13 protein-coding genes are annotated in these 12,642 nt (G+C 59.5%); 6 read left to right on the top strand and 7 right to left on the bottom strand.

Going from position 1 to position 12,642, the window contains the following annotated elements:
* Window positions 1-469: 469 nt before the first annotated feature.
* Window positions 470-1,633: a M20 aminoacylase family protein gene (locus OK142_RS09030; protein ID WP_498682274.1), complete on the bottom strand. Its 1,164-nt coding sequence runs from the start codon at window positions 1,631-1,633 to the stop codon at window positions 470-472.
* Between the two features lie 224 nt (window positions 1,634-1,857).
* Between OK142_RS09030 and OK142_RS09025 the strand changes: the two genes are divergently transcribed.
* A complete protein-coding gene (locus OK142_RS09025; protein WP_051032459.1) occupies window positions 1,858-2,916 on the top strand; it encodes a D-alanyl-D-alanine carboxypeptidase family protein in 1,059 nt (352 codons plus the stop codon).
* A gap of 177 nt (window positions 2,917-3,093) precedes the next feature.
* Window positions 3,094-4,242, top strand: a complete 1,149-nt coding sequence (locus OK142_RS09020; RefSeq protein ID WP_498682273.1) for a CobW family GTP-binding protein — start codon at window positions 3,094-3,096, stop codon at window positions 4,240-4,242.
* A gap of 245 nt (window positions 4,243-4,487) precedes the next feature.
* Here the strand turns inward: OK142_RS09020 and OK142_RS09015 are convergent, their stop codons facing one another.
* The 5 genes from OK142_RS09015 to OK142_RS08995 form a co-directional block, all read right to left on the bottom strand.
* Complete coding sequence (locus tag OK142_RS09015; RefSeq protein ID WP_498682271.1) at window positions 4,488-4,724, bottom strand: sulfurtransferase TusA family protein; 237 nt, start codon at window positions 4,722-4,724, stop codon at window positions 4,488-4,490.
* On the bottom strand, window positions 4,721-6,022 hold the full coding sequence (locus tag OK142_RS09010) for a L,D-transpeptidase family protein (RefSeq protein ID WP_498682270.1): 1,302 nt from the start codon (window positions 6,020-6,022) through the stop codon (window positions 4,721-4,723). The genes OK142_RS09015 and OK142_RS09010 overlap by 4 nt, the downstream gene beginning before the upstream one ends.
* Before the next feature lie 192 nt (window positions 6,023-6,214).
* Window positions 6,215-7,168: an acetyl-CoA carboxylase carboxyltransferase subunit alpha gene (locus OK142_RS09005; protein ID WP_003497510.1), complete on the bottom strand. Its 954-nt coding sequence runs from the start codon at window positions 7,166-7,168 to the stop codon at window positions 6,215-6,217.
* A gap of 62 nt (window positions 7,169-7,230) precedes the next feature.
* Window positions 7,231-8,226, bottom strand: coding sequence for a site-specific tyrosine recombinase XerD (locus OK142_RS09000; RefSeq protein ID WP_498682269.1), 996 nt, complete (start codon window positions 8,224-8,226; stop codon window positions 7,231-7,233).
* Window positions 8,223-8,396 carry a histidine kinase gene (locus OK142_RS08995; protein WP_082185432.1) on the bottom strand — a complete coding sequence of 58 codons (174 nt, stop codon included), beginning with the start codon at window positions 8,394-8,396 and terminating at the stop codon, window positions 8,223-8,225. Before OK142_RS08995 ends, OK142_RS09000 begins: the two co-directional genes overlap by 4 nt.
* A gap of 189 nt (window positions 8,397-8,585) precedes the next feature.
* Here OK142_RS08995 and OK142_RS08990 point away from each other — a divergent pair, with 189 nt between their 5' ends.
* Both OK142_RS08990 and aroB read left to right on the top strand, forming a co-directional pair.
* Complete coding sequence (locus OK142_RS08990) at window positions 8,586-9,176, top strand: shikimate kinase (protein WP_137039172.1); 591 nt, start codon at window positions 8,586-8,588, stop codon at window positions 9,174-9,176.
* On the top strand, window positions 9,173-10,306 hold the full coding sequence (gene aroB / locus OK142_RS08985; protein ID WP_003497501.1) for a 3-dehydroquinate synthase: 1,134 nt from the start codon (window positions 9,173-9,175) through the stop codon (window positions 10,304-10,306). Before OK142_RS08990 ends, aroB begins: the two co-directional genes overlap by 4 nt.
* A 224-nt stretch (window positions 10,307-10,530) precedes the next feature.
* Here aroB and OK142_RS08980 read toward each other — a convergent pair whose 3' ends face one another.
* A complete protein-coding gene (locus tag OK142_RS08980) occupies window positions 10,531-10,812 on the bottom strand; it encodes a BolA family protein (RefSeq protein WP_003497482.1) in 282 nt (93 codons plus the stop codon).
* A 115-nt stretch (window positions 10,813-10,927) separates the two neighbouring features.
* Between OK142_RS08980 and OK142_RS08975 the strand changes: the two genes are divergently transcribed.
* Both OK142_RS08975 and cobS read left to right on the top strand, forming a co-directional pair.
* Window positions 10,928-11,563 carry a J domain-containing protein gene (locus tag OK142_RS08975; protein WP_035243249.1) on the top strand — a complete coding sequence of 212 codons (636 nt, stop codon included), beginning with the start codon at window positions 10,928-10,930 and terminating at the stop codon, window positions 11,561-11,563.
* A 68-nt stretch (window positions 11,564-11,631) separates the two neighbouring features.
* A complete protein-coding gene (gene cobS / locus OK142_RS08970; RefSeq protein WP_003509875.1) occupies window positions 11,632-12,621 on the top strand; it encodes a cobaltochelatase subunit CobS in 990 nt (329 codons plus the stop codon).
* Window positions 12,622-12,642 lie beyond the last annotated feature (21 nt).

The raw sequence follows: 12,642 nt of genomic DNA, 5'->3' as shown, positions 1-12,642 counted from the left end.
CATATCATCCCTCTCGAATATCTCTAGCCGATTGTTTTCATGGGATAATATTCAGGAAAATGGTGTCCACGAGAGGATTCGAACCTCCGACCCCAGGATTCATACCACTTCGGCTTTAGCCGCCGTCCCGTCGTCATCGGACAGAACGTTCGTGGTCTGGACTGTCCCTTCACCATGAGCCTTTCGGCCTTTAGGTGCTGCCCATCCAGTCTCTACACCTTCACCGGATTTCTCCGGAGCTTGGCTCGGGATTGGCATGCTGGAAGACCAGCGAAGCTTTCCCCGACTTTGAGCAGATCGATTGCGTCGTTTCCGGGCGCAACCCCCAATTTGCCTTAGGAATCCTGTGCTCTATCCTGCTGAGCTACGTGGACACTGAACTGCTCTTTAACCTGCCGTCGCCGGCGGATCAACCGCGTTCTTTGCCACGGTTGGTCTGTTCCTCCGCTTTCTTCGTATCAGCCGGCAATCAGGCCGTCAGACGCTGTTCGGCCAGTTTCACCCAGTAGGAAATGCCGTAGGCGATGGCGTCGTCGTTGAAATCGTAGCCGGGATTGTGAAGGCCAGCCGAATCGCCGTTGCCGATGAAGATGAAGGCACCCGGCCTTTCCTTCAGCATGAAGGAGAAATCCTCGCCCGCCATGGAAGGGTCGACATCGGGGTCGACATGTCTTTCACCCACGACATCGCGGGCGACGCGAATGGCGTGGTCGGTCTCGTCCGCATGGTTGAAGGTTACCGGGCAATAACGCTCATAGACGACCTCGGCTTCCGCGCCGTTTGCAAGTGCCACACCTTCCGCCATCTGCTTGATGCGCTCCTGCGCGAGATCACGCACCGTCTCGTCCAGACTGCGCACGGTGCCGGCGATCAGCGCATCATTGGGGATGATGTTGTGGCTGGAACCGGCGTGAAAGCGGGTGACGGAGACGACCACCGAGCGGATCGGATCGGCGTTGCGTGAGGCTATCATCTGCAGGTTGCCGACGATCTGTGCGCCGATGGTGATCGGATCGATTGTGCGGTGCGGCTGCGCCGCATGACCGCCGCGGCCCTTGACCGTGATAGAAAACTTGTCCGGGGCCGCCATGATGCCGCCCTTGCGGATGGCGAAGGAGCCGAGCGGGATGCCCGGCATATTGTGCATGCCGTAGACCTCGTTAATGCCGAAGCGCTCCATCAGGCCGTCTTCGACCATGGCGAGCGCGCCCGCGCCACCTTCTTCGGCGGGCTGGAAAATGACGGCGATCGAGCCGGCGAAATTGCGTGTTTCGGCAAGATATTTTGCGGCGCCGAGCAGCATTGCGGTGTGACCGTCATGGCCGCAGGCATGCATCGCGCCTGCCGTTTTGGAAGCCCATGGCTTGCCGGTTTCCTCGAGAATGGGAAGAGCATCCATATCCGCGCGAAAGCCGATTGTGCGCTCACCCGCAACATTGCCCCTGATGATGCCGACCACGCCCGTGCGACCAAGGCCGGTCACGATTTCGTCAACGCCGAAAGATTTCAGCTTCTCCGCAACGAAAGCCGCGGTGTTGTCGACATCATACAAAATCTCGGGGTTTTCGTGCAGGTGACGCCGCCATTCGCTGACTTCCTGCTGAAGTTCGGCGGCTCTGTTCAAAATCGGCATTCGTTCATTCCTGGGTTCATCGGTGCGGTATGTCGCAAAAGCCTATCCTCCGCGGTGGATAGTGCGCCGCATAATTGACGTAATCAATGTACTTTGCCATTGCTAGGACATATATGGTGAATATTGCCATTCCCCGACCGAAGACGGGAATTCGAGGACAAGCCTTGCCACAGATATTCAAATCGCCAAACGCCGCCCGGCGGCTCTCCGCAGTCGTTGCCATCATGACCGCAGGCCTTGTTGCCGCAGCACCCGTGGCGAATGCCAATCCGAAAATGGTGGTCGATGTCAAAACCGGCAAGGTGATTTCCCATCAGGAGGCGTTCCGCAAGTGGTATCCGGCCTCGCTGACCAAGCTGATGACCGCCTATATCGCCTTTTCGCAGATGAAGGCCGGCAAGCTCAGCCCGCAGACCGAGGTGGTGATGAGCAAGAAGGCCGCCGACCAGCCGGCCTCGAAAATGTATTTCAAGCCGGGCCAGAAGCTGACGATGGACAGCGCGCTGAAGCTGCTGCTCATCAAATCCGCCAATGACATCGCGGTCGCCATCGCCGAAACCATCGGCGGCACCAGCGAGAATTTCGTGGCGCAGATGAACGCGCAGGCGCAGCGGCTGGGCATGAGTTCCACCCGTTACGTCAATGCCAACGGATTGCCCGGCAAAGGGCAATATACGACTGCGCGCGATCTTGCCCTTCTGGCCCTGATCATCAAGCGGGAATTCCCGGAATATGCCGGTTATTTCTCTCTCGAGGGCGTTACCACCGGCAAGAAGAACTATGCGAATTTCAACATGCTGGTCGGCCGCTTCGACGGTGCGGACGGCATGAAGACCGGCTTCATCTGTGCGTCCGGTTTCAACCAGGTGTCATCCGCCGTGCGCAACGGCCGTTCGGTCATCACCGTCGTTTTGGGCGCAGACAGCCTTGCCGGTCGAACCGATCAGTCGGCCGATCTGCTGCAGATGGGTCTCACCGCGCCGTCGGGCCAGGGTGTTTCGCTCGCCTCGCTGGCGCCCTATGGCGACACCGGTGAAGTAAATGACGTGAGTGCCGAGATTTGCAATCCGAAGGCCGCCAAGGTGCGCAGCGAAAGCCGCGATGAGGCGGGCCGGATGGTCATCCACTCGCCCTACGTCACGGAAATGACCCGCCCGCCGGAATATTCCTTCGCCGGCCTCATTCCAGGCAGCGAGACAGTGGCGGTCAACACCGTTAAGGGAGCTGCCGGCAAGGGTGAGCTGGCCAACGTGCCTATCCCGATCCCGCGCCCGACATTTTGATTGTCGGCACCGCTCTCTTCAATGGACGAGGGCGGACGCGCTTTGCGGATTGGGTATTCGCAGGCCTAGTCTGTTATGATATTACAGTGTCGCTCGCGGTCTCAGGGCCCGGGCGATTTCTGTTTTTATCGCGCGGTTCCGGTTGTGCCGGAGCGGCCCTCAACATACAGGCAAGGCATGTCTCGCGATCGTATACCGGTTTCCATCATCACCGGATTTCTCGGCGCCGGAAAATCGACGCTTCTCAACCGGCTTCTCAAAGACCCTGAGATGAGCGATGCCGCGATCATCATCAATGAATTCGGTGATGTCAGCATCGATCACATGCTGGTTGAAAGCGCAGGCGAGGGGATCATCGAACTCGCGGAAGGCTGCCTGTGCTGCACCGTTCGCGGCGAATTGGTGGATACGCTGGCGGAACTGATGGACGGCATCCAGACCGGCAAGCTGAAGCCGGTGAAACGTGTCGTGATCGAGACGACCGGTCTGGCTGATCCCGCTCCCGTCATGCAGTCGGTCATGGGCAACCCGGTGATCGCGCAGAATTTCGTCCTGAATGGCATGGTTACTGTGGTGGATGCCGTGAATGGCCTTTCCACCCTCGACAATCATGAGGAGGCAGTGAAACAGGCGGCCGTGGCAGACCGGCTGGTGATGACGAAGCGCAAGCTTGCCAACGCGTCTACGATTTCGGCGCTGACGGCCCGTCTTCAGGCTCTCAATCCGCGCGCGACAATCGAGGATGGCGACAAGGCCGACTGGAGTGCTGCGGGACTTCTGGACAACGGCCTTTACGATCCCGGCAGCAAAAATGCCGATGTCGGCCGCTGGCTTGGTGAAGAGGCGGCACATGATCACCACCATCACGACCATGACCTCCACGGGCACGGCCATCGCCATCATCATGGCGATGATGATGACCATCACCATCACGACGTGAACCGGCACGATGCGTCGATTCGCTCTTTCTCGATTGTTCATGACAAGCCGATCAACCCGATGGCGATCGATATGTTCGTGGATTTGCTGCGCTCGGCGCATGGGGAAAAGCTGTTGCGCATGAAGGCTGTCGTCAAGCTGTCGGACAATCCGGACCGGCCGCTGGTGCTGCATGGGGTCCAGAATATTTTCCACACGCCCGAACGCCTCGCAGCCTGGCCGGATCCGTCTGACCAGCGCACGCGCATGGTGCTGATCACCAAGGATTTGCCGGAGGCTTTCGTGCAGGACCTGTTTGCCGCCTTCACCGGCGCGCCGGGCATCGACCGGCCGGACAGGCAGGCGATGACGGACAATCCGCTGGCGGTTTCCGGGTTGCGGTTTTAGGGCACGCGGCGCTTTTCAACATTCGCAGCCGTGGTTACCCCCCTCTGCCCTGCCGGGCATCTCCCCCTCAAGGGGGGAGATCGGCAAGAGGCCTGCTCCGAATATCTTCATCGGCATCTTAACTGCAATTGCAGACGTTGTGAGGGAATGAGTGGCTGCCTCATCCGATCTCCCCCCTTGAGGGGGAGATGTCCGGCAGGACAGAGGGGGGTAAACCTCGGGCTCTAAGGTTAAAACGCAGCGAATTACGCCCCTTTTACGATCCGAAACCGATGCCCCTTATCCACCGCAACCGTCTCCACCAACCTATGCCCGTCCTCATTGCACATATGCGCAATATCGATCACGGCCAGCGGATCGGTCGTCTCGACAGTCAAGACATCGCCCGCCTTCAGCGCCGCAAGCTTCTTGCGGCTTCTCAAAACCGGAAGGGGGCATTTAAGCCCCCTCAAATCATAAACGATCTCGGCTGTGCCGCTCATTCCTTGGCCCAGAACTTCCAGAACGGCTTCTTTTCCGGCGCTTCCGGTTGTGGAGCGGCGGAATAGGCGAGCGGGTTCAAAGCCGGAACCGGGATGCCCTGGGCGGCAGTTCCGCCCTGACCGGCCGCTGCAGGCGCTGGGGTGGCGGCGGCAACCATTGTCGGTGCTGCCGGGGCAGGGTTCGATTGCGGAGCGGCGGGCTGAACAGCGGAAGGACGCGGACCGCGCAGGGACGAGGCTGTTGCGGTGGTCGCCGGTGAGGACGACGTGACCTGCTGCGCCTTCTTCTCCATCAGCGCGGCATATTCCGTTTCCTTCATCAGCTTACCGGCCTTCAGCGCTGAGCCGGTCGGGGCATAGGCGGGCTCACGACCCTTGCGCTTTTCGGCGACCAGCGCCTTGCGCTCCGCTTCGCTCGGATCGTACCAGGCCATGCCGTCATATTTCGACATCGCCTTTTCATAGGCGAGATCATAGGTCTTCTCATAGCTCGAAAGCGCACTGACGAGCGCCGGCGGTGTACTCATGGCCGGGCATTGGGCGGAGGCGTTGAAGCTGCCGCCTTCCGTCTGCTGGTTGAAGACGTATTTCTTCTCGCAGACATTCACTTCCGGCGGGCGTTTGGTCACTTCGAAATTGTCGTAACCGACCTTCAGCATGTTCCAGAATTCGAGATGTTCGCTCTGGCGATGGCGGGCCATGTTTTCCGCCGTCATGCGGAAGGGGAAAGCCTGCAGCTGCACGGTCTTCTGGCCGCCCTTGAAGGCGTCGCGGGCAAAACCGTAGATTTCGAGGATCTGCGCATCCGTCATCGAATAACAGCCGGAGGACGAGCAGGCGCCATGGATCATCAGATTGGTGCCGTTGCGGCCATTGGCGGCATCGTAGCGGTTCGGAAAGCCGGTATTGATGGCGAGGTAATATTTCGAGTTTGGATTGAGATGCGCTGGCGTCAGGTTGTAGAAACCCTCCGGCGCCTGCCGGTCGCCTTCCTTCACCTTGGGGCCGAGTTTGCCGGACCATGCGCAAATCTCGTAACCGGCGATCTTCTCGAAACGGTTGTCGCGCCGGGCCTTCCAGATTTCCAAGGCACCTTCTTCCTTGAAGATGCGGATCATGATCGGCGAGGTGCGATCCATGCCCCGCTTGTCGATCTCGGCCAGAATGGACGGAGAAAGCGGGTAATCGACCTTGTTCTTGACGTGGGAGACGTCGCGCTCAACGGTTTCGAGCGTATCATTGCAGCCGGTGAGAACGAGCGCGGTGCAGGCAAGAAGTGCAAAATGTGTCAAACGCATGATCTGATCCGAAAGACGATGGCACGAAGCGGCGCAAGTTCTACACCAGCACGTGTGTATTTTAAATACGGTATTAACCGTTTACATCTTCTTAACTCAAATCGGATCCGCCCCCGCGGCCGCCGATACATCTTTTGATGTGACCGGACTATGGCCGAGTTGGGGCGATATTCAAGGAAAATAAGGCCAGCGTTAGAGATTCCGGCCGATATCCAGGAACTTCTGGCGGCGTTCGGCGCGCAGCTGCGTGCCCGAGCGCTGCGAAAGATCGGCCAGCGCCTTGGCGATTACATCGCCGGTAGCGCTGATGACGGTTTCCGGATCGCGATGCGCACCACCGATGGGCTCGGGAATGATTCCGTCGATGACGCCGAGCGACTTCAGGTCTTCCGAGGTGATCTTCATATTGGTTGCAGCTTCCTTGGCGCGGGTCGAATCGCGCCAGAGGATGGAAGCAGCACCTTCCGGTGAGATCACCGAATAGATCGCATGTTCGAGCATGTAGACGCGGTTGCCGGTGGCGATCGCAATCGCGCCGCCCGAACCGCCTTCGCCGATGACGACGGAAACGATCGGCACCTTGACGTTGAGGCACATTTCCGTCGAGCGGGCGATGGCTTCAGCCTGGCCGCGCTCTTCCGCACCAACGCCGGGATAAGCGCCAGCCGTATCGATGAGGGTGACGACCGGCAGCGAGAAACGATCAGCCAGTTCCAGCACGCGGATCGCCTTGCGGTAACCTTCCGGGCGAGGGCTGCCGAAATTGTGCTTCAGGCGGCTTTTGGTGTCGTTGCCCTTTTCCTGGCCGATGATGGCGACGGGCTGACCGTTGAAGCGGGCAAGGCCCGCCTGAATGGCGGCGTCCTCGGAAAATTTACGGTCACCGGCAAGCGGCGTGAAATCCGTGAACAGCGCCTTGGCGTAATCGACGAAATGCGGACGCTGCGGGTGACGCGCGACCTGCGTTTTCTGCCAGGCGTTCAGCTTGGAATAGATGTCCTGCATCGCATCGTTGACGCGCGATTCCAGGCGGTTGATCTCCTCCGAGGTGTCTATGCTCTCGTCTTCATCGGCAAGCTTCTTCAGCTCGATGATCTTGCCCTCAAGGTCCGAGATAGGTTTTTCGAAGTCGAGATAATTGTGCATGAGATCCGTTTCCGATCGTTTTGCGCAAGGTTTGACCGGATTATCCGGCGGTTCCGGTCGCTCTAATCAAGGTTTTTGCCCTGTTTGGCAAGGGGGTGATGTGTTTGTACCAGCGCTTGCAAGCGTTCTTCCAGCACATGTGTATAGATTTGTGTCGTGGAAATGTCGGAATGGCCAAGCAGTTCCTGCACCGCGCGCAGGTCCGCACCGTTCTGCAGGAGGTGGCTGGCAAAGGCATGGCGAAGGACGTGTGGTGACACCGCCGAAGGGGTAAGGCCCGCACGAATGGCAATGTCCTTCAGGTCGCGGGCAAAGACCTGCCTCGGCAGATGCCCTTCCTTGCTGTTTGATGGAAACAGCCATGGGCTCTCCGCCGCTTCCGCCTGCTTCGTTGATACCGGCGCGCCGCCTTTCGCCGGGACGAGCGCCTTTCTGGCGGCATCGTATTTTTCCATCGCCTCGATGGCGGTCCGGGAAAGCAGAACCATGCGGTCCTTGTTGCCCTTGCCGCGGATCATCAGGAAGCGACCTTCCTGGCGCAGCACCTTGACCGGCAGGGAAACGAGTTCGCTCACACGCATGCCGGTTGCGTAAAGAAGCTCGAGCAGCAGATGCATGCGGATGCGGGCAAGCTGGCCGGGGCCGGTGGTGGCTGCTTCTTCAGCGGCGACGCCGAGAAGCTTCGTCACCTCGGCGACGCTCATCGTCTTCGGCAGGGAGAGGCCCTTTTTGGGCGCATCGATGATGCCGGTCGGGTCGTCGCTCCGAAGCCCCTCCGAATAAAGGAAACGGTAGAACTGTCGCATGGAGGAAAGGCGTCTTGCCTGCGAGGTGGCGGCAAAGCCCTGAGCGGAAAGATGGGTCAGATAGGCGGAAAGATCCGGGGTGGCTGCTTCGGTCAAAGACTGACCGCGATCACCCAGAAATTCACGCAGATCGGTAAGGTCGCGCTCATAAGAAGAAAGCGTGTTCGTGGCAGCGCCGCGCTCGGCGCTCATCATTTCCAGAAAACTTTCAAGCCGCGCTCCATCGCGCCCTCCTGCCTGCTGTCCGCTCATGGGGTGCGCCTTGCCGGCTCGGCCGCCGGCGGGTTCAGCCGCTCGGAAGGAATGCGCACCGTGACCTCGCGGTCGCGTGGCTGAACGAACATGACGAGCAGCACCATGCCGCCATAGATCAGCCCCGCGATGGTCGCCAGTATCATCGTGAAGCGGAAGAGGGTTGGCATGGCGGCTCCGTGAAGGTGGCAGTCTGAATGTATATGCGGTGCGGCAACAAAGGCGACAAGATCAAAAAGCCAGCGGCTGCCCCGTGCCGCATGCGGCGATGATTGTGATTCAACGCAATTCAGTCAGCAATTTGGCTTGACGCTTCGTAAACATTTGCAGATATCCATGCCAAACGGGCTTTCAAATTTATGAATGAAACGAATTTATCGGTCCCGGCCACACTCGGGGAGCAAGCGCGGGCTAAGCTCGGACGGCGCAACATCGTCTTTGTCGGGCTGATGGGGGCTGGAAAGTCCGCAATCGGCCGCATGGTCGCCCAGCAGCTCAAAGTCTCCTTCATTGACACGGACGTGGAAATCGAGCGGGTTTCGCGCATGACGATAGCCGAGCTTTTCGCCACCTATGGCGAGGAGGAATTCCGGGCGCTGGAAACACGGGTCATCAAGCGGCTGCTGCGCGGCGGCCCCAAGGTCATCTCCACCGGCGGCGGCGCCTTCATCAACGACAATACCCGCCGGCACATCACCCGCGGCAGCATTTCGCTGTGGCTGAAAGCCGATCTCGAGGTGTTGTGGGAGAGGGTCAACAAGCGCGACCATCGCCCGCTTCTCAAGACCGAAAACCCCAGAGCCACGCTCGCGGCGCTAATGGAGAAACGGTATCCGATCTATGCGGAAGCGGATTTGACCATCGAATCCCGCGATGTCCGCAAGGAAATCATCGTGACTGAAGTGCTGGCCGCCATCGCCGGCATCGAACAGAAAGACTTGATGCCATGACGCCTTCTGAAATCCACGCCGACGAACGTCTTGTCCATGTGCCGCTCGGCGAGCGCGCCTATGACATTCTGATCGGCCCGGGCCTGATCGGCAGGGCGGGCGGCGAGATTTCGTCGCGGCTGAAGGGAAGACGCGCCGCTATTATCACCGACGAGCATGTCGCGCCGCTTTACCTCGAAGGCCTGATGGACGGCTTGCAGACGGACGGAATCGAAGCCGTCTCGTTGACCCTGCCGGCGGGCGAGAAGACCAAGAGCTTCGAACATCTGGTCACCGTCTGCGATGCGGTTCTGGCAGCAAGGGTGGAGCGCAACGATGCAGTGATCGCGCTCGGCGGCGGCGTGATCGGCGATCTCGCCGGTTTTGCGGCGGGCATCGTGCGCCGTGGCGTGCGCTTCGTGCAGATACCGACCTCGCTTCTGGCGCAGGTCGACTCCTCCGTCGGCGGCAAGACCGGCATCAACACCCGCCACGGCAAGAACCTCGTCGGCGTTTTCCACCAGCCCGATCTGGTGCTGGCGGATACGGCGGTGCTCGATACGCTGAGCCCACGGGAATTCCGCGCCGGTTACGCCGAAGTGGTGAAATACGGCCTGATCGACAAGCCGGATTTCTTCTCCTGGCTGGAAAAGAACTGGGATGACATCCGTACCGGCGGCCCCGCCCGCATTCAGGCGATCGCGACCAGCTGCCAGGCCAAAGCGGATGTCGTTGTGGCCGACGAGAAGGAAAATGGCGTCCGCGCGCTTTTGAACCTTGGCCACACCTTCGGCCACGCGCTGGAGGCGGCGACCAATTACGACAGCAAGCGGCTGGTGCACGGCGAAGGCGTTGCCATCGGCATGGTTCTGGCGCACCAGTTTTCCGCCCGCCTCAACCTTGCGAGCCCGGACGATGCCGCGCGCGTCGAAGCGCATCTGAAGGCGGTGGGCCTGCCGACGACGATGAAGGACATTCCCGGTGAGTTGCCGCCGGTCGAGACGCTGATGACGGCAATTGCGCAGGACAAGAAGGTCAAGGGCGGCAAGCTGACCTTCATCCTCACCCATGGCATCGGCCAGTCTTTCGTGGCCGATGATGTGGCGGCTTCCGAGGTGCAGTCGTTCCTGTCGGAGAAGCATCCGGGGTGAAATGTTGAGCGATACGGTGAGGGCGCCCCCTCATCGCCTCGCTTCGCTCCGGCACTTCTCCCCGACCGGGGAGAAGAACAAGCCGCTTTGGCAATGCCATACGAAACAGCATTGCTGCAGCTGCATTGATGTCTGAGCTTTGAGCACGGCGCTGCCGCAGGTTTTCTTCTCCCCGCCGGGGAGAAGGTGGCCCAAAGGGCCGGATGAGGGGGCTTGCTCGAGGTTTAAAACCGTACAGATTCCCCGGGCGCTGCCACCTCTATGGCCAGCGCATGCAGCCCCGCATCGAGTTCCGGCTTCAAAACGGCATTGATCGCCCGGTGGCGTTCGACACGTGACTTGCCTGAAAAGCTTTCAGACACTATCTGAACACGCATATGCGTCTCGCCCTCGCCGGTAATATCCGGCTGGTGGCCCGCATGCATATGGCTTTCATCGATCACCGCCAGACGTTCCGGCGAAAAGCTTTGCCGAAGCTTTGTTTCTATGCGTTCTCGCAGGGACATGCGAAGGGCTCCAATCCTGTTGGCTGGTCTTGAAAGGGGGCTACCTAAAAGCCTGCAACATTCCGTTTTGTCAATTCTTGTTGTGCGCCTTTTCGCACCCCATAATCAGGGCATCATGAAACTGGATTCGAAATATTTCGACCGTATCCGTACACGCAGAAAAAGGGACAAGGAACCTGAGGTTCAGGCCCCGACCTGCCAGTGGGATGGATGCGACAAGCCGGGCGTTCACCGCGCACCCGTCGGCCGCAACGCCGAGGGGCAATTCTTCCTGTTCTGTTTTGAGCACGTGAAGGAATACAACAAGGGCTATAATTATTTCTCCGGCCTGTCGGACACCGAGATCGCCCGCTATCAGAAAGAGGCGATTACCGGTCATCGCCCGACCTGGACGGTCGGCGTCAACAAGACGGCGCGTGACAGCCCCCTGCATTCCACGCTGCGCTCGGGCACGGCCGGTGCGAACGCCCGTATCCGTGATCCTTTCGGCTTCACCAGCGGTTTTGCGGGCGGCGCAAGGGCCGGCGGCCAGCGCATGCAGCAGGACCGCAAACTGAAGACGCTGGAGGCAAAAGCCTTCGACACGCTCGGTCTTTCTGCCAGTGCAAAGCAGGAAGAGATAAAAAGGCGCTACAAGGAGCTTGTCAAAAAGCACCATCCTGATGCTAATGGTGGCGATCGTGGTTCGGAAGAACGTTTTCGGGCTGTTGTTCAAGCATATCAATTGTTAAAGCAGTCAGGTTTCTGCTAAGCCAACGTATGTGTTTACCGCCTGATTGATGATGTGGCCGGGTGGCTGCCGCCCGCCTTGGAGACGTGATGAGCAAAATCGACCTTGATATTTCCAACCTGCCCGACACGACGGTGTCCGTGCGGGAGGTTTTCGGCATTGATACGGATCTGCGGGTTCCCGCTTATAGCCAGGGCGATGCCTATGTGCCGGATCTTGATCCCGACTATCTTTTCGACCGCGATACGACACTCGCGATCCTTGCCGGTTTTGCTCACAACCGACGTGTCATGGTCTCCGGCTTCCACGGCACGGGCAAGTCCACCCATATTGAGCAGGTCGCTGCGCGCCTCAACTGGCCCTGCGTTCGCGTCAACCTCGACAGCCATGTCAGCCGTATCGATCTCGTCGGCAAGGACGCCATCGTCCTGAAGGACGGCAAGCAGGTCACCGAATTCAAGGACGGCATTCTGCCCTGGGCTTACCAGCACAATGTCGCGCTCGTCTTCGACGAATACGATGCTGGCCGCCCGGACGTGATGTTCGTCATTCAGCGCGTGCTGGAATCCTCCGGCCGCCTGACGTTGCTTGACCAGAGCCGCGTCATCCGTCCTCACCCGGCCTTCCGCATTTTTGCAACTGCCAACACGGTCGGCCTCGGTGATACGACCGGCCTTTACCACGGCACGCAGCAGATCAACCAGGCGCAGATGGACCGCTGGTCGATCGTCACGACGCTGAACTACCTGCCGCATGAGCAGGAAGTGAACATCATTGCCGCCAAGGTGAAGAGCCTCGACAATCCGAAGGGCCGCGAAACCGTCTCCAAGATGGTGCGTGTGGCCGATCTTACCCGTTCGGCCTTCGTCAATGGCGACCTCTCAACGGTCATGAGCCCGCGTACCGTCATCACTTGGGCGGAAAATGCGGAAATCTTCGGCGATCTCGCCTTTGCCTTCCGCGTGACCTTCCTCAACAAGTGCGACGAACTGGAGCGCACGCTGGTTGCAGAGCAATATCAGCGGGCTTTCGGCGTCGAGCTGAAGGAAAGTGCTGCGAACATTGTTCTCAGCGCCTGATAGTCCCCGGCTTTTCCGGAG

This window comes from Agrobacterium sp. BT-220-3, assembly GCF_025910175.1.
GTDB classification, from domain to species: domain Bacteria; phylum Pseudomonadota; class Alphaproteobacteria; order Rhizobiales; family Rhizobiaceae; genus Agrobacterium; species Agrobacterium oryzihabitans.
The sequence above is the reverse complement of the archived record's forward strand: the minus strand, read 5'-3'. Positions and strand labels throughout refer to the sequence as shown.